The organism is Allobosea sp. AAP35, assembly GCF_001295925.1.
Taxonomy (GTDB): Bacteria; Pseudomonadota; Alphaproteobacteria; order Rhizobiales; family Beijerinckiaceae; genus Allobosea.
On the sequence record NZ_LJHQ01000003.1, the window covers coordinates 356,574 to 373,467 of the forward strand.

General features: G+C 66.6%; 18 protein-coding genes. 8 read left to right on the plus strand and 10 right to left on the minus strand.

The annotated features are described in order from the left end of the window. Positions 1-3: 3 nt before the first annotated feature. Positions 4-789 (plus strand): hypothetical protein, encoded by a 786-nt coding sequence (locus tag IP69_RS02735; protein ID WP_054141256.1) that lies wholly within the window; start codon positions 4-6, stop codon positions 787-789. Here IP69_RS02735 and IP69_RS02740 read toward each other — a convergent pair. Beyond that, entirely contained in the window at positions 769-1,701 is a 933-nt protein-coding gene (locus tag IP69_RS02740) for a DMT family transporter (RefSeq protein ID WP_054141257.1), read from the minus strand. The two genes, IP69_RS02735 and IP69_RS02740, sit on opposite strands and share 21 nt — an antisense overlap. Before the next feature lie 208 nt (positions 1,702-1,909). Between IP69_RS02740 and IP69_RS02745 the strand changes: the two genes are divergently transcribed. After that, on the plus strand, positions 1,910-2,590 hold the full coding sequence (locus IP69_RS02745; RefSeq protein ID WP_054141258.1) for a hypothetical protein: 681 nt from the start codon (positions 1,910-1,912) through the stop codon (positions 2,588-2,590). 4 nt (positions 2,591-2,594) lie between these two features. Here IP69_RS02745 and eno read toward each other — a convergent pair whose 3' ends face one another. Continuing rightward, complete coding sequence (eno, locus tag IP69_RS02750) at positions 2,595-3,878, minus strand: phosphopyruvate hydratase (protein ID WP_054141259.1); 1,284 nt, start codon at positions 3,876-3,878, stop codon at positions 2,595-2,597. 190 nt (positions 3,879-4,068) lie between these two features. Here eno and queF point away from each other — a divergent pair, with 190 nt between their 5' ends. After that, positions 4,069-4,524: a preQ(1) synthase gene (gene queF / locus IP69_RS02755; RefSeq protein WP_054141260.1), complete on the plus strand. Its 456-nt coding sequence runs from the start codon at positions 4,069-4,071 to the stop codon at positions 4,522-4,524. Between the two features lie 39 nt (positions 4,525-4,563). On the opposite strand, the gene IP69_RS02760 is transcribed toward queF, so the two are convergent. From IP69_RS02760 to kdsA, 3 genes are all read right to left on the minus strand, one after another. Beyond that, entirely contained in the window at positions 4,564-6,036 is a 1,473-nt protein-coding gene (locus IP69_RS02760; protein WP_054141261.1) for a pilus assembly protein TadG-related protein, read from the minus strand. A 169-nt stretch (positions 6,037-6,205) separates the two neighbouring features. Continuing rightward, positions 6,206-7,420, minus strand: coding sequence for an MFS transporter (locus tag IP69_RS02765; protein WP_054141262.1), 1,215 nt, complete (start codon positions 7,418-7,420; stop codon positions 6,206-6,208). Further along, positions 7,413-8,294 (minus strand): 3-deoxy-8-phosphooctulonate synthase, encoded by an 882-nt coding sequence (gene kdsA, locus IP69_RS02770; RefSeq protein ID WP_054141263.1) that lies wholly within the window; start codon positions 8,292-8,294, stop codon positions 7,413-7,415. The genes IP69_RS02765 and kdsA overlap by 8 nt, the downstream gene beginning before the upstream one ends. Before the next feature lie 273 nt (positions 8,295-8,567). Between kdsA and clpS the strand changes: the two genes are divergently transcribed. From clpS to IP69_RS02795, 5 genes are all read left to right on the plus strand, one after another. Beyond that, positions 8,568-8,918 carry an ATP-dependent Clp protease adapter ClpS gene (clpS, locus tag IP69_RS02775; RefSeq protein WP_054141423.1) on the plus strand — a complete coding sequence of 117 codons (351 nt, stop codon included), beginning with the start codon at positions 8,568-8,570 and terminating at the stop codon, positions 8,916-8,918. A gap of 48 nt (positions 8,919-8,966) precedes the next feature. Then, positions 8,967-11,519, plus strand: coding sequence for an ATP-dependent Clp protease ATP-binding subunit ClpA (clpA, locus tag IP69_RS02780; RefSeq protein WP_054141264.1), 2,553 nt, complete (start codon positions 8,967-8,969; stop codon positions 11,517-11,519). A 4-nt stretch (positions 11,520-11,523) separates the two neighbouring features. Then, on the plus strand, positions 11,524-11,802 hold the full coding sequence (locus tag IP69_RS02785) for a hypothetical protein (protein ID WP_054141265.1): 279 nt from the start codon (positions 11,524-11,526) through the stop codon (positions 11,800-11,802). 164 nt (positions 11,803-11,966) lie between these two features. Beyond that, entirely contained in the window at positions 11,967-12,686 is a 720-nt protein-coding gene (locus IP69_RS02790; RefSeq protein ID WP_054141266.1) for an AzlC family ABC transporter permease, read from the plus strand. Then, positions 12,683-13,060, plus strand: coding sequence for an AzlD domain-containing protein (locus IP69_RS02795; protein WP_054141267.1), 378 nt, complete (start codon positions 12,683-12,685; stop codon positions 13,058-13,060). The genes IP69_RS02790 and IP69_RS02795 overlap by 4 nt, the downstream gene beginning before the upstream one ends. A 9-nt stretch (positions 13,061-13,069) precedes the next feature. Here the strand turns inward: IP69_RS02795 and IP69_RS02800 are convergent, their stop codons facing one another. The 5 genes from IP69_RS02800 to IP69_RS02820 form a co-directional block, all read right to left on the minus strand. Beyond that, entirely contained in the window at positions 13,070-13,498 is a 429-nt protein-coding gene (locus IP69_RS02800) for an HIT family protein (RefSeq protein WP_054141268.1), read from the minus strand. A 66-nt stretch (positions 13,499-13,564) separates the two neighbouring features. After that, positions 13,565-14,380: a 2'-5' RNA ligase family protein gene (locus tag IP69_RS02805; protein WP_054141269.1), complete on the minus strand. Its 816-nt coding sequence runs from the start codon at positions 14,378-14,380 to the stop codon at positions 13,565-13,567. After that, positions 14,377-15,561 carry a GNAT family N-acetyltransferase gene (locus tag IP69_RS02810; RefSeq protein ID WP_248306691.1) on the minus strand — a complete coding sequence of 395 codons (1,185 nt, stop codon included), beginning with the start codon at positions 15,559-15,561 and terminating at the stop codon, positions 14,377-14,379. The genes IP69_RS02805 and IP69_RS02810 overlap by 4 nt, the downstream gene beginning before the upstream one ends. Positions 15,562-15,581: 20 nt before the next feature. Next, complete coding sequence (locus IP69_RS02815) at positions 15,582-16,361, minus strand: glycerophosphodiester phosphodiesterase family protein (RefSeq protein WP_054141271.1); 780 nt, start codon at positions 16,359-16,361, stop codon at positions 15,582-15,584. Further along, positions 16,361-16,834, minus strand: a complete 474-nt coding sequence (locus tag IP69_RS02820) for a RidA family protein (protein WP_054141272.1) — start codon at positions 16,832-16,834, stop codon at positions 16,361-16,363. The genes IP69_RS02815 and IP69_RS02820 overlap by 1 nt, the downstream gene beginning before the upstream one ends. Positions 16,835-16,894: the final 60 nt, after the last annotated feature.

Below are 16,894 nucleotides of genomic sequence, written 5' to 3' on the forward strand. Positions count from 1 at the left end.
GTCATGATCGACCCCTGGCTCCTGATGCTGGCCTTCAAGATGGCGACGGCGGCCGCTGTCGTTGTCGGCTGCTCGATTTTGGCCGAGCGCAGCGGGCCGATGATCGCGGCGCTGATCGCGACGCTGCCGATCTCGGCGGGGCCGGTCTTCGTCTTTCTGACGCTCGATCACGATGCGGCCTTCATCGCGCAGGGCGCGCTGGGTGGCATGGCCTCCAACCTCGCCAATGCGGGCTTGTGCCTGACCTATGTTCTGCTCGCCCAGCGCTTCGGTACCCTCATCTGTCTTTTGGCCGCGCTGGCGGCTTGGGCCGCGACGCTTGCCCTTCTGCGCGGGCTTGAGCCGTCCTTTGCCACAATGCTGGCCGCCACGGTCGTCGTTTACGGCGGGCTTCATTGGCTGTTCCGGCCCTATCTCGCGGCGAGGCCCAAGAGCCCGCCGAGCCGACCGTGGTATCTGATCCCGATGCGCGCCGCCTTCGTGGCGATCCTGGCTGGAACCGTGACGACACTCAGCGCCCATGTCGGTCCAGGCTGGTCGGGGTCGCTGGCGGCGCTGCCCATCGTGCTCAGCAGCATGATCGCGATGCTTCAGCCGCGGATTGGCGGGCCTGCGACGGCGGCCGTCCTCGCCAATGGCGCGCTGGCGCTGATCGGCTTCGGGCTGGCGCTGGCGAGCATCCATCTCACGGCGGTCCCGCTCGGTTCGGCGTGGTCGCTGACATTGGCGCTCGCCATCGCCATGCTCTGGAACCTGGGCCTGATGCGCTTAAGCCGCCGCTCGCGCTGAGCGCCGCCAGGAGGCGATGAACAGTCCGGCGATGATCAAGGCGATGCCCGCGACCTGAAGCCCGGAGGGGATTTCACCCAGCACCGGGATCGCCAGCAGCGTCCCGATGATGGGAATCGTCGGGGGGAAGCGTCCCGCGACAGCAGGCCCGAGCCGGCGCGCCGCCAGGCTCCAAAGCCACAGCCCCAGGATGACGTTCAACACGCCCTGGTTGATGCCGTGCAGGACGATGACCCACCAGGGCGCGACGTCGAAGCCGCGAAAGAAGAACAGCGCGTAGAACGGCAGGTAGACCATCGACAGCACAGCAACCACGCTGGTCACCTTCAGCGCGTCGAGCCGCCAGATCTGGACCAAGAGCGGATACATCCCCCAGATCAGTCCGACCCCGACGAAGCAGAGATCGCCGAACAGGATCGAGGGGTTGGTGTATGTCGTGCCAGCGATGCCGAGCGCGACCAGCCCCAGCAGGACTGCCACGATGCCAAGCACGAGTTGGCGCGTGATCACCGCCCCGAACAAGACCACGCTGCCGATGATGCTGATCACCGTGACTAGGCCCGGCCCGATCGTCGCGCCATGGGCGGCCGGCGCATAGGTCACGCCGGTCAGGAGCAGGAAGCTCATCGGAAAGCCGCTCATGATCGCCAGCAGCGTACCGCGTCGCCAGCCGATGCCGCCGCATGTCCTGACGCCTCCCGCAATGAAGGTCGGCAGCAGCAAAATCCCCGCGATGCCGAAGCGCATCGCCAAAAGTTCGTGAGCAGTGAGACCGTTGAGAACGGCATGGCGGCTGACGACGAAATTCGCGCCGAAGATCAGCATCGCCAGTACCATGCCGGCAAAGGCCAGCCGCCAGAGGCGCTTGTCGCGGCCGTGGTCGGTGTCGGTTAAGGGCGCGATCTGGTCCATGCCCTCCTATCGCGCGATCCCGAGGGCGGCGTTAGCCTGCGCGAAGCATGACGCCCGCGCGCTCTGTTCGCGCGCGCAACATGGCGCGCCGGCAACACGTGTCCATGACCCTGGGAAACAATCGGAGACAAATCACCGCAATTGCTCCCCTCTTTGGCCGTGCTGGAGCCCGAGCGCAGATGTCTATGGCGATCATTCACGGAGGATAATGTCGGACATGACGCGTTCTGTCTTCTCGGCCACGGCTGGCTTCTTGCGCGGCGTCGGCAATCAGGCGGCGATCTCGGTCGCTGCATCCGCCATCGCCGCGGCGCTGCTTGCGCTCCCCGCCGGCGTGTCGCTCTGGCGCTCCGCAGGCGCGCCAGAGTCGGCTGAAATCGGCGCTGGCGTCGAAAACGGCTGGGCCTTGCCGGTGGCCGCCGACGGGAAGATCCGTGCGCGCCACCAGGACGCCCCAGGCATTCAGCCCGGCCTGCCGGCCCACGATGGTCAGGGCCTGTTCAGCCCGGCCGCGATCGTGATGCCGATGGCGCTCGACTGGGCGGCGGCAGCCACCGACATCGCCGTCGTGTCGCCGTCCCGCCCCGTTGCTGCCAGCGAGCCGCGCGCTCGCAGCCAACAGGCCCAATCGCTGCCGCCCCGGCGTCCGGTGATCGAGCGGGCGGTCGTGACGGCTGAGGCCGCACCGTTGCCGATTTCGCCAGCTGTCCAGGTGCAGGCGGCCTCGCTCGATGGCGCGGTGTCGCCGTCACGGCTCCGGCTGCTCGGGGTTCCGATGCCCGCCCCGGTCGCCCGCGTCGGCGACGCGATGTCCGGAGCGGTCGGCTTCGTCGGCGCGGCCGGGATCTGGACGCTCTCGCGCGCCTCGGCTCTGTTGCCGCGCCTGTGAGGCCTCAGGCCAGCGCCTTCAGCGCGGCGCGGCCGGCATAGACCGCCTGGGCGCCGAGCTCTTCCTCGATGCGCAGGAGCTGGTTGTATTTCGCGGTCCGGTCCGAGCGGGCGAGCGAGCCGGTCTTGATCTGTCCGCAATTGGTCGCGACCGAGAGGTCGGCAATGGTGGAATCCTCGGTCTCGCCCGAGCGGTGCGACATCACCGCGGTGTAGCCGGCGCGCTGCGCCATCTCGACGGCGGCCAGCGTCTCGGTCAGCGTGCCGATCTGGTTGACCTTGACCAGGATCGAGTTGCCCGTCTTCTCCTTGATCCCGCGCGACAGGCGCGTGACGTTGGTCACGAACAGATCGTCGCCGACCAGCTGGCACTTCGAGCCGACGAGATCGGTCAGCGCCCTCCAGCCCTCCCAGTCATCCTCGGACATGCCGTCCTCGATCGAGACGATCGGATAGCTGCCGACGAGCTTGGCGAGATACTTCGCCTGGGCCTTGGGATCGCGGCTCTTGCGCTCGCCCTCATAGACGTAAGATCCGTCCTTGAAGAACTCGGTCGCGGCGCAGTCGAGCGCCAGCGCGATGTCCTCGCCAGGCTTGTAGCCGGCGGCCTCGATCGCGGACATGACGAAATCGAGTGCCGCTTCCGCCGATTTGATGTTGGGCGCGAAGCCGCCCTCGTCGCCGACATTGGTGTTATGGCCGGCCTCGTGAAGCTTCGTTTTCAACGTGTGGAAGATCTCCGAGCCCATCCGCAGCCCTTCCGAGAAGGACGGCGCGCCGATCGGCATGATCATGAATTCCTGGAAGTCGATCGGGTTGTCGGCATGGGCGCCGCCATTGACGATGTTCATCATCGGCACGGGCAGGACGCGCGCCGAGGTGCCCCCCACATAGCGGTAGAGCGGCAGGCCGGCGGCCTCGGCGGCGGCCTTGGCGACGGCCAGCGACACGCCCAGGATGGCGTTGGCGCCGAGCTTGCTCTTGTTGGGCGTGCCGTCGAGTTCGATCATCGCCTCGTCGATCGCGACCTGGTCCTCGGCGTCCATGGCGACCAGCTGCTCGGCGATGGCGACATTGACGGCCTCGACCGCCTTGAGCACGCCCTTGCCGTGATAGCGGCTCTTGTCGCCGTCACGCAGCTCGACCGCCTCATGCGCGCCGGTCGAGGCGCCTGACGGCACCGCGGCGCGGCCCATCGAGCCGTCCTCCAGCACGACATCGACCTCGACCGTGGGGTTGCCGCGGGAATCGAGAATCTGGCGGCCGATGATGTCGATGATCGCGGTCATGGGGAGCTCCGTGGCGGGCGTGACGGTGGGTGCCGCGCTTCTAACCAAGGCGCACGCGCAACGGAAGGGCCGGGTGGCGTTTGGCGGTCCGAAGCGGTAAAGGCCCCAACCCATTCGCAAAGAGCTTGGCCATCGTGACGGAGCGCAATTCCGCCGATTGAGCCGAGCGTTCGACAAACGGAGCCCGCCGATGACCCTCGACGCCTCAAGCCTGCAGCTCGGACACGCCACGGCCATGCCGGCCTCGCCGGAAGAGGCACGGCTCGACCGGGTGCCCAATCCGCATCAGGGCACATCCTATCTCGCGCGCTTTACCTGTCCGGAATTCACCTCGATCTGTCCGGTCACCGGCCAGCCCGATTTCGGCATCCTGGTGATCGACTATCTGCCAGCCGCGTGGCTGGTCGAGTCCAAGTCGCTGAAGCTCTATCTCGCGGCCTTCCGCAACCACGGCGCCTTCCATGAGGATTGCACGGTCGGTATCGGCAAGCGACTGGTCGATCTGCTCGAGCCCGAATGGTTCCGCATCGGCGGCTACTGGTATCCGCGCGGCGGCATCCCGATCGATGTGTTCTGGCAGACCGGCGAGCCGCCCAAGGGGCTGTGGTTGCCCGACCAGGGCGTCGCGCCCTATCGCGGGCGCTGACCAGCCCCGGCCCGTCGGGCCGGAGCCGTCAGGGCAGGCTCATTGCGACAGGCGCAGGCTGGTCAGCGACTGGCCGATGGCCTGGAAGGCAGCGGCGAGCGCGGCCGCGTCGGTGGCGTCGTAATAATGGGCGGCATCGGTCGCGCAGCCCTGCAGCATCGTCTTGGCGGCGACATCGGTCACAGCAAAGGCAACGGTGAAAACCTCGATCTTGCGCGCCTTGGCCTCGGTGCAGACGCGCAGAGTGTCGTTGTTGACCTTCGTCACCTGCGTCGCCCTCGTCGCGGCGTTGTTGCTGAGGTCGGAGTGGTCGCCTTTCGCGTTGTTGAAGATCCGCCTGTTGTCCCCATCCGTCATGAGCACCAGCGCCTTGCGCGGTAGCTTGTTGGCCGTGTCATAGACTTTGCCTTCCGAGAACGGGGCCTCGGACGACAGGACGTTGACGCCCCAGACCATGCCGTCGGGGATATACGTCGCGGGCTTGTAACTGCCGCGATTGATGATCAAGCCGTCGATCGCGCTTGTCAGCGTCGACTTGTTGTTCGTCAGCGGCACGATCGGGTTCAGGCAGGTCTGGCTGGTCTGCTGGATCCCTTTGTAAAGGGTCCCGGTTGACTGGTCGGGCAACAGCAGGTTCGAGCCGTTGTTGCGCGTATAGACGCACCCGAACCATTTATTATGCGTCGTTCCACCGCCGCTGCACGTCTCGTATTCCGGAACCGTCTGAATCTGGCATGTCTGGGGTGTGCAATCGTAGTTCTCCCTGACGCCGTCGATGGTCCGCGTGCAGGTGGCTGGAGCGCCCTTGGTGCAAACATTTCTCGTTGTGTGCTTTTTGCAGGTCCTGGTGCTTGTGGACGACGTGTCCGCCGGCACGGAAATCCATGACTCGCCCCGGTACGCCGTGCCGACATTCACGTAATCGGCGAAGGGCACGATGCCGATCTTCACATTGGCTCCGCCCTCCTTGAGGACGGTCTCGATCAGGTTCTTGGCCGCCGCCTTGAGCACGGTGATCTTGGAGTCGCTGCCGCCGGCGCTCTCTGACATCGACCAGGTGTTGTCGAGGACGAGCGCCATCTCGACCGTGCCGGTCACCTCTTTCACCGCGGCCGATTTCGAGCTGAACCCCATCGTCCTGATGCCGGCGATCGACATCAGCGAGGTGTCAAGCACACCGCTGGTCTCGACCAAGACGGTACCGGTCGATTCCTCGAAGCCGAATTTCGTGATCTGGACATTGGTGCCGTCGATATTGGTGGTGTTGGCCACGAAGAAATTGTTCGCCGCCGTCCGCATGGCGGCCGCGTCCTTGCTCGGCAGGCGCGCCGCCGCCAGCGCTGCCGCGTCGGTCGCGGCCTGCAAGGTGGTGTGGGCCTTGGTCAGACGACCGTAATCGATCACGACGCCGGCCATGCCGATCAGCACGACGCCAGCAAAGGCGAACATGGTGACGGTCGCGCCGGATTCCTGTTTGCGAAAACGGCAGGCAAGCCGAAAAAACGAATCCATCAAGGACTGGCTCATCGCGGCATCTCTCTTGGCTCCAGGCCGCGCAGTGCCGCTGTGACGGGCGTGGCGGCGCTCAGTTGCTCATGAGATCATGGCTATGACGCGCAGATGTTGAGATTCCGTTCCGCGAACCTTCGAAACACGGGCCTGTTCAGCCATTCCGGACGGTTTACGTCCGGCTGCCGGCAATCGGCATGATTTTCGGCGTGGCATAGCCAAACAACGCGATGGCCGCCGCAAACAGCAGGATCGCGGCGCTGTTGCCGATCAGATGCATCGCGAACCCCATCACCACCGGGCCCGCAGCCTGTCCAAGGAAAAAGCAGCAGGCAAACAGTGCCATCGCCGAGCCGCGCGCGGTGGGCGCGAGCTCCGTCGCCTGCGCCTGGAAGGTGCCGTGCAGCAGGAAAAAGCCGAAACCCTGCAGGGCAAACAGCGGGATGGCGCTCCACCACGGCCAGTCGAAGGCAAACAGGGCCAGCCCCAGCGCGCAGATCACGCCGCCGGTGCGCGTCATCAGCCTGGGTCCGAGCCGCTCGACCAGGATGCGCGTCAGCAGCCCGTAGACCAGGCAGCCGAAGCCCATGCCGGCGATCACCAGCCCGGCCTGGGCCGGGCCGACGCCCGAACGCGAAAACAGGATCGCGGCAACATAGGCCGGGATCCCGAACAGCAGGATGCCCTCGACGATCACCAGCCCGTACAGCAGCTTGGTCCGGGGGTTGGCAAACACCGTCCGGTAATTGCCAAGTGCGCCGGCGATGCTGAGCCGCTGCCGGGCCACGTTGCGGCGCGGCTTGAGCACGATGGTCACGAGCAGGGCCGCCAGCGATGCCACCACCGCCGCGGAGATGAAAGCCGCGCGCCAGCCCGCCTGGGTCGCGATCAGGCCCGAGCAGGCCGAACCCGCCATCTGCCCGATGATCATCAGCACAAGGAAGCGTCCAAGCGCGATCTGGCGCTCCTGCATCGGCGCGCGGTCGCCGATCGCGGCCATGGCGACGGGTATGATGCCGCCCGATGCGATTCCGGTGACGCCGCGCACCACAGACATGATCTCGAAAGAGGTCGAGAACGCCGCGACGGCGGACAGAACCGCCAGCACCAGCAGGCAGATCAGAATCGTACGGATCTTTCCGATCGCATCGGCGAGGGGGCCGAGGAAAGGTTGGCCCAGCGCATAGGCCAGCGAGAACCCGGTCACCATCATCACGATCTGCGGCACGCTGCGGCCGAATTCGCCGGCCAGCGTCGGGATCAGCGGGTCGATGATCCGCATCGTGAAGGTCGATGCGAAGCCGCAGGCTCCGAGAACCAGGATCAGCGGGGCAAGCGATACGGGAGCCGGCGCGGGGGCCGGCGCCGGATGCGGCGTTTCAGACATAAGCCAGCGTAGGCTCGACCCTGGCTTTAGCAAGTCGATCAAAGCCTTGCAGCTCTGCGATCAGCGCAGGGAAGGCGGAAAGCGGCACCATGTTGGGCCCGTCGCTGGGGGCGTTGTCGGGGTCCGGATGCGTCTCGATGAAGACACCCGCGACCCCCACCGCCACCGCCGCCCGCGCCAGCACGGGCACGAATTCGCGCTGGCCGCCGGAGGAGGAGCCCTTGCCGCCCGGCTGCTGCACCGAATGCGTGGCGTCGAAGATCACCGGCGCGCCGATCGTCTGCGCCATGATCGGCAGCGCCCGCATGTCGGAGACCAGCGTGTTGTAGCCGAAGGAGGCGCCGCGCTCGGTGACCATCACGTTGGGGTTGCCGCTCTCGGTGATCTTGGCGGCGACGTTAACCATGTCCCAGGGGGCGAGGAACTGCCCCTTCTTGACGTTGACGACCCGCCCCGTCAGCGCCGCCGCCACCAGCAGGTCGGTCTGGCGGCAGAGGAAGGCCGGGATCTGCAACACATCGACGCACTCCGCGATCGCCGCGCACTGGCCCGCCTCATGCACGTCGGTCAGGACGGGTAGACCCGTCACTTCGCGGATCTCGGCAAAGACCGGCAGCGCTGCCGCCAGTCCCATGCCGCGCTGCGCCCTGACGCTGGTCCGGTTGGCCTTGTCGAAGGAGGTCTTGAAGACGAGCCCGATGCCGAGCGAAACGGCGATTTCCTTGAGCGCGAAGGCCATTTCCAGCGCGTGCGCGCGGCTTTCCATCTGGCATGGGCCGGCGATGAGGGCGAGCGGCATCGCATTGCCGAACTGGACGGGAGAGCTCAGATCGGCGCCGATGGTGACGATGGCGTTGGCGGGCACGGGCAGCATCTCCTCAGGGCGAACGCGCCGGGCTTATGTCCGGCAGGGGCGCGGGGTCAAGGTCAACCGCTCGTCTGAACGATAAGCTGAGATATCCTGTCGAACGGACTGGCGGAGCGGCAACGAGGTCTGTAAATTCGGCTACGAGGCATTATGTCGGGTGGGAAGCGCCAGGGACCGATTTTGAGAACGATGTCAGTCGAGACGATGGGGGCAGGGGACATCACGGGGTCCAGCGACGCCGTGGTGCGTCCGCCGCTTGCCGATGCCGGTGCCAGCGTCATGGCCGATCGCCCCCGGAAGCCTTCGGTGCCCACTGACAACGGCGGACGCGACGGCACCGGCGCGGGCACGGCCGTCCTGACCCGGACCCGAACCCGCAAGCCCAACCTGTACCGGGTCCTGCTCCTCAACGACGACTACACCCCGATGGAGTTCGTCGTTCACGTCCTCGAACGGTTTTTCCAGAAGGACCGCGCCGCCGCGACGCAGATCATGATGCATGTGCATCAGAACGGCGTCGGCGAATGCGGCGTGTTCACCTATGAAGTCGCCGAGACGAAGGTTACCCTCGTCATGGACCTTGCGCGCAAGCACATGCATCCGCTCCAATGCGTGATGGAGAAGAAGTAACGTCTTGAGTTCGCTCACCCCTTTTTTATCGGAATAGGAGCGCAATCCGTGCCGAGTTTCTCGCGCAGTCTCGAACAGGCGCTTCACCGGGCCTTGGCGCTCGCCAACGAACGCCACCACGAATACGCAACCCTCGAACATCTGCTGCTCGCCTTGGTCGACGATCAGGACGCGGCTGCGGTGATGCGCGCCTGCAGCGTCGATCTCGACACGCTGCGGCGCAACCTCGTCGATTATGTCGATGCCGAACTCGCCAATCTGGTGACGGATGGCCGCGACGATTCCAAGCCGACAGCCGGCTTCCAGCGCGTGATCCAGCGCGCCGTGATCCATGTCCAGTCGTCGGGTCGCGAGGAGGTGACGGGCGCCAATGTGCTCGTCGCGATGTTCGCCGAGCGCGAAAGCCACGCCGCCTATTTCCTGCAGGAGCAGGACATGACCCGCTACGACGCGGTCAACTACATCAGCCATGGCATCGCCAAGCGCCCGGGCGCGAGCGAGCCGCGCCCGATCCGCGGCGCCGACGAGGAGCCCGAGCAGCAGCGTGATTCGCGGGCCGGCGAGCCTGGCAACGACGCCGACAAGGACAAGAAGAAGAAGGAAAGCGCGCTCGACGCCTATTGCGTCAATCTCAACCGCAAGGCGCGCGACGGCCGCATCGATCCGCTGATCGGCCGCGAGGCCGAGGTCCAGCGCACCATCCAGATCCTCTGTCGCCGGCAGAAGAACAACCCGCTGCTGGTCGGCGATCCCGGCGTCGGCAAGACCGCGATCGCCGAGGGCCTCGCCCTCAAGATCATCCGCGGCGAGGTGCCCGAGGTGCTCGAGGACGCGACCGTCTTCTCGCTCGACATGGGAACATTGCTGGCGGGCACGCGCTATCGCGGCGACTTCGAGGAACGCCTCAAGCAGGTGATGAAGGAGATCGAGGCTCACCCCAAGGCGATCATGTTCATCGACGAGATCCACACCGTGATCGGTGCCGGCGCGACCTCGGGCGGGGCGATGGACGCCTCGAACCTGCTCAAGCCCGCGCTCGCCTCCGGCGGGCTGCGCTGCATCGGCTCGACCACCTACAAGGAATACCGCCAGTATTTCGAGAAGGACCGGGCGCTGGTGCGCCGCTTCCAGAAGATCGACGTCAACGAGCCTTCGATCCCCGATACGATCGAGATCCTCAAGGGCCTGAAGCCCTATTTCGAGGAGTTCCACAAGCTGCGCTACACCAACGACGCCATCAAGGCGGCGGTGGAGCTTTCGGCGCGCTACATCCATGACCGCAAACTGCCCGACAAGGCGATCGACGTCATCGACGAGACCGGCGCCTCGCAGATGCTGGTGGTGGAAAGCAAGCGCAAGAAGACGATCGGCGTGAAGGAGATCGAGGCGGCGATCGCCACCATGGCGCGCATCCCGGCCAAGACCGTCTCGAAGGATGATGCCGAGGTGCTGCGCAACCTCGAAACCACGCTCAAGCGCACCGTCTATGGTCAGGAAAAGGCGATCGAGGCTCTGTCCTCGTCGATCAAGCTCGCCCGGGCCGGCCTGCGCGACGGCGAGAAGCCGATCGGCTGCTATCTCTTCGCCGGCCCCACCGGCGTCGGCAAGACCGAGGTCGCACGCCAGCTGTCGCTGTCGCTGGGCGTCGAACTCGTCCGCTTCGACATGTCGGAATACATGGAGCGCCACACCGTTTCGCGGCTGATCGGCGCGCCTCCCGGCTATGTCGGGTTCGACCAGGGCGGCCTCCTGACCGACCAGATCGACCAGCATCCCCATTGCGTGCTGCTGCTCGACGAGATCGAGAAGGCCCATCCCGACCTGTTCAACATTCTCCTGCAGGTCATGGACCACGGCAAGCTGACCGACAACAATGGCAAGCAGGTCGATTTCCGGAACGTCATCCTGATCATGACCACCAATGCCGGAGCCGCCGACATGGCCCGCAACGCCTATGGCTTCACCCGTCAGAAGCGCGAGGGCGACGATACCGAGGCGATCAACAAGCTGTTCGCGCCGGAATTCCGCAACCGGCTCGATTCGGTGATCTCCTTCGGCCATCTGCCCAAGACGGTCGTGTCTCGCGTTGTCGACAAGTTCGTCCTCCAGCTCGAGGCCCAGCTCGCCGACCGCAACGTGACGATCGAGCTCTCCGACGAGGCGCGCGAATGGCTGGTCGAGAATGGATATGACGAGGCGATGGGCGCGCGCCCGATGGCCCGTCTGATCCAGTCGACGATCAAGACGCCGCTGGCCGACGAGGTGCTGTTTGGGCGCCTCAAGAATGGCGGTGCGGTCAGGGTCGTGGTCGTGCAGTCGGAAACCGGCATCAAGGTGCTGGGGCTCGAATTCCCCGACGGGCCGGTCAAGCCCAAGCCGGAGAAGGATGTCGCTGCCGCTGGCGAGAAGCGCGAGCGCAAGCCGCGCGCGAAGCTGGCCGGCGGGGCCAAGCCGGCTTCCGCGGGCCCGCGTCGCAGCGGGCCGGCGGCTGGCGGCAAGGGCGATGGTGGCGGCAAGGACGGCGGGAGCAAGGTCTCCGAGGCGCCAAAGGCGCAGCGCGCTGTTCGGACCGTCCCCAAGGTCCCGCTGACGAAGGCTTGAGACCGTGTTCTTCAGGCGAAAAACTGACACCCTGCTCGCCCACGCGGCCGAGCCTGCGCCGGAGCGGGCAGCTGCGCGGCACAAGGAGAAGCTGAGCTGGTTCGAGAAGCGCGACCGGCGCCGGCGCCGGCGGAAGATTTTCGAGGAAGTCCTCGGCTGGATCCTCGTGCCGGCCTTCGTCTACCTGATCTATCTCGGGGTGAAGGCGGTCGGCGGTATTCCCAAGGAACTGATCGACTTCGGCAATGAGCTGATTGGCATCCTGTTCAAGGGCTTGCGCTGAACGCGCCCGCGCCGTCTCCCCGTTGCAGCAGGCGCAGAGCCGACTACCCGCTGCCGGGGCTCGGAGCGGTTGAAACGGCGCGTTAGGGAGAGGCGCCAGCTCGCCATCACGGCGACCAGGCCCGATTCCTCCCGACCGCGAGACGGCCACTTGCCGACCCCTTCATGAGTGTATCCGTCGAGTGGAGCGCCTGGCGTGTCGCGCTCGCCGGCATGCGCGATGCCTTGTCGCTGCCGGCCTGGGTCGTTGGCTTCGGCCTGATCGGCGTCGGCTCGCTGGCGCGCGATGTCGGCTATCCCGTCGAGGTCGCTGTGCTCTCGACCATGCTGGTCTGGGCCGGCCCGTCCCAGGTCATCTTCTTCGCCTCCATCGCCGCCGGCGCCGCCTGGAGCGCGATCGCGATCGCGGTCGGTTTCGCCTCATTGCGCTTCCTGCCCATGACGGTGGCGATTCTGCCGCTGCTGCGCCGTCCTGGCCAGAGCGTCTGGATGCAGCTGCTGCTGGCGCATTATGTCGCGGTGACGGCCTGGACCGAGGGGCTTCGCCGGCTACCCCATGTGCCGCCGCCGCAGCGCGTGGCCTATTTCCTCGGCTTCGCCAACGCCTGCATGGCGATGAGTTCGCTTGGCACCTTCCTCGGCTATTATCTGATTGGGGCGCTGCCGATCCCGTTCGCAGCCGGGCTGATGTGCCTGACCCCGATCTTCTTCCTGGCTTCGCTGTCGGCTGGGGTGCGCCATCGCGGCGATGTCGCCGCCATCCTGCTCGGGCTCGTGCTCGCGCCGATCTGCGCCCGTTTCATCGGCGGCGGCTTCGACCTGATCGTGGCCGGCCTGATCGCCGGGACGCTCGCCTTCCTGCTGCGGCCACGGAAGCCGGCATGACGCAGCCATTGATCACCCAGCCGATTCCCTGGCTGGACGGGCCGTTCTGGCCGTTTCTGGCGCTCCTGCTCTTTGCCGTGCTGCCGACCGAGATTTGGCGTTGGCTCGCGGTCGCATTTTCGCGGCGTCTCGATGCCAATTCGCCGGCGCTCGAATGGGTGCGGGCGGTGGCGACAGCGCTGCTCGCCGGCATCGTCGCCAAGCTGATCGTGGCGCCGCCCGGCGCGCTGGCGGCCGTGCCGCTGGCGCTGCGAGTCGGGGCGCTGGCGGTCACGCTTGGCATCATGCTGTTCGACCGCCGCCGCGTCATGCTGGCGGTGCTCGCCGGGGAGGCGGCGCTGATCGGCGGCGCCTATTGGCTTTTGACGCCGTGAGCGGCGCGATCAGGACGCTTTCAGCGCAGTCCTGATCCGCTCGGCATTCGCCGCAAGAACATCCGGCTTCTCCATCGCACCGGTATGGGCCCGCAGCGGTTGCCCGTCATGGCGCGGGATGACGTGGACGTGAAGGTGGAACACCACCTGTCCGCCGGCGGCCTCGTTGAACTGCTGGATCGTCACGCCATCGGCGTCGAAGGCGGCCGTGACGGCATGGGCGAGCTTTTGCGTGGTCAGGGCCACCGCCGCCAGCGCCTCGGGGGGCGCATCGAGCAGGTTGCGGCAGGCGACCTTCGGGATCACCAGCACATGCCCGTCGGCGCGCGGCATGATGTCCATGATCGCCAACGTCTGCGCGTCTTCGTAGACGGTCTGCGACGGCAACTCGCCGCGCAGGATTTTGGCGAAGACATTGGATTCGTCATAGGCGGTCATGCGCGGTCCCGGGCAGGTGAGGGGCGGGGTCATTGCCGTCAGCCTGTCGCGAGCGGGCTTGTGTCGTCAAGGCTGCAGACGAGGAGCGGGGCGCGGTGCGCCGGCGTGCAGCTCCAGTGTCGTTGCGATCTCGGCATCAAGCACGAGATCGTCGCAGGCGCCCAGCACCCAGAGATCCCGGACCGTCCAGCGCAGCAGCGGCACGTCCCACCAGCGCCCGATCATCTCCGACAGCGCAGCGGTCTCCCGCGAATCGAGATCGTCGGTCAAATTGTAGAGCCCGACCAGATAAAGGTCGCCGGGCGGGCGGCCGAAGGCGGCCTGGAGCGCCTGGATCGGGTTCGATCCGTCGCGCCTCTCAGGATAGGCCCGCAGATAGAGCCGGCCGAGATTGACGTTGCCACAGAACAGCCCGCGCAGTTCGACCTCGAAGGGCCCCAACTTCGCGATCGTCTCGCGCAGGGCTGCGTCGATGGCGGGCGCGTCTCCCGTCGAGAGCGTGCCGCACAGCGTTGCATGCAGCCGGTCGGCCCGGCGCGGCAGGATGTCCCAGGCGATCTTGTGGGCGAAGGGCGCGCGCCGCATCGCGTCGTCAAGCCGCAGGAAGGGTTCGGCTGCCGCCAGCACAGTACCGTCGACCGGCAGAACCAGCGAATAGATCCGCGCATGCCGGCCCATCTCGTAGGATCGGCCCTCCTGCCGCGCGATCACGCCGGGATGGGCCGGCGCGACCAGGGGAAGATGCGCGAGACGATAGGGCTCGTCCAGCCTCACCGCGGCGCCAGCGGCGAACACCGTGCGGCTGCGCTGGTAGCCGAGGTCGTCATCCGTGCAGAAAGCCTGCGGCTGATCGGCTGCCAGGGGCGAGGCAGGCTCACTCACGGGGCATCGCCGGCTTTGCGGAAAGGGCTTTCCGCCGCCAGCGCCTCTTGCGCCTGCGCGATCTGCTGTCGTTCCCGAGTGAGGAAATGCGCCACCGCGCGCTGCAGGCCGGGGTCGGCGAGCTGGTGCAGCGAGCGCGTCACCACCGGCCGATAGCCGCGCGCGAGCTTGTGCTCGCCCTGCGCACCCGCCTCGACGCGGACGAGCCCGTGCGCAATCGCGTAATCGATGGCCCGATGGTAGCAGAGCTCGAAATGCAGGAAGGGGTGGTCCTCGACGCATCCCCAATTGCGGCCATAGAGCGTGTTGGCGCCGCGGAAATTGATCGCGCCGGCGATATAGCGGCCCTCGCGCTTGGCCATCATCAGCACGATGCGCTCGCCCATGGCCGTCCCGACCGCCGAGAAGAAGGCGCGGTTCAGGTAAGGGCGGCCCCATTTTCGCGCACCGGTATCTTCATAGAACGAGTGAAAATCGTCCCAGACCGCTTCGGTGAGGTCGGCGCCAGAAAGCACTTCGACCGTGATGCCATTGGACAACGCCTCGCGGCGTTCGCGTTTCAAGGCCTTGCGCTTGCGCGAGGCCAGCGTCGCCAGGAAATCATCGTAAGCGGAGAAGCCCTCGTTTTGCCAATGAAACTGCAGGTCGTGGCGTTCGAGATAGCCCGCCTCGCGCAAGCTCGCGATCTCGGGCTCCTGCGCGAAAGTGACATGAACTGATGAGGCCTCGGTCTGGTCGCGCAAGGCCTCCAGCCCGGCAATGAGACCGGCCCGGGCTTCCTTGGCGCGGCCCCCAGCCGCGACCAGGAGGCGAGGCCCGGTTGCCGGGGTGAACGGAGCCGCGACCTGGATCTTGGGGTAATAGCGACCGCCCGCCCGCTCATAGGCGTCGGCCCAGCCATGGTCGAAGACATACTCGCCTTGGCTGTGGCTCTTCAGATAGCTCGGCGTCGCGGCAAGCAGCGCGCCCGCCTCATCCTCGACCAGGAGATAGGCCGGCGACCAGCCCGAGCGACCACCGACGCAGCCGCTTTCCTCCAGCGCCCTCAGGAATTCATGGCAGATAAAGGGGTTTTCGCGGTCATGGCCTGCAGGCGAGCGCTCGGGCGCGTCGGACCAGGCGCAGGCGTTCCAGGCGGCAGCCGGCACGGCCTTGAGCGAGGTCGCGACGCGAACCCGCAGGTCGCCGCCCTCGCCGCTGCTCAAGGCGTGAAGCCCTCGAACACGATCTGGTCGGCATGGCGCGTTGCTATCTCGCGATCGGCCGGCGTCCGCACCGTCCAGCTCATCAGCGGCAGGCCGAGCGCGGTGCGGCAGAGATAGGGCGCGGCGCTTTCGAGATCGGCCACTTTCCAGGACAGGAAATCGGGCCGGCTTCGGTCGAAATGCAGCAGGTTGGCCATGGCGCGCCGCTCGCTGGAATCGAGATGGGCAAAGTCGGCCGAGGAATAATCATTCATCGCGACAATGCCGCGCGGGACCGCGGGAGCGATCTCGCGCAGCGCCGTGACGATGTCGGGATCGAAGGACTTGAACACGATCGGCTGGCCGCTGTGGCCCGCGACGATCTCGGCGGCGCGGCGCGTCAAGGCGAGATCGCCGTCGAACCGGCTCTTGATCTCGATGACCAGCGGCACGCGCCCGCCGATCGCATCGAGAAAGGCCGACAGTGTCGGGATCTGGCCCTGGCAGCCCTTCAGAACGGTCGCGGCGAGCGCCTTGGCCGTCTGCGACGAGACCGCGCCGGTCGTTTCGGTCAAGCGGTCCAGAACGAAGTCGTGGAACACCATGGCCTCGCCATCGGCGCTGAGCTGGACGTCGCATTCGATGCCGTAGCCGCGCGCGATCGCCGCCTGCGCCGCCGGAATGCTGTTTTCGATGACGCCCGCCGCCGCATCGTGCAGGCCGCGATGCGCGATCGGCCGGGCAGTCAGCCAGCCGAGGCCGGAATGGGCATGGTCGTGCAGGGGCCGGTCCCGCATCAGGCGATCTCAAACATCGCTTCAACCTCGACGGCAGCATCGGCCGGCAGTTGCGCGACACCGATCGTCGAGCGGGCATGGCGCCCCTTGTCGCCGAGCACCTCGACCATCAGATCGGACGCGCCGTTCATGATCGCCGGCAGCGCCGCGAAATGCGGGGCGGCGTTGATGAACCCGCCCAGGCGCACGCAGCGCGTGATCCGGCTGAGATCTCCCCCGAGTGCGGCCTTGGCCTGGGCGAGCACGTTGATGGCGCATAGCCGCGCCGCCTCGAGCCCGGCCTCGTTGAAGATCTCGCCACCGAGCTTGCCCTTGTGGGCGTCGGCGAGCTTGCCATCGAGCCCGAAGCAGAGCTGCCCCGAGATCACCAGCAGATTGCCGCTGATGACGTAGGGCACGTAATTGGCGATGGGAGCGGCCGGCGTGGGCAGGGTGATGCCGAGTTCGGCGAGCTTGGTATCGACGGCATTCATCGGGGCAACTCCACCGGGGCAGATGCCTTTCATGGCCGATGACCGGCGCGCCCGCAAGCG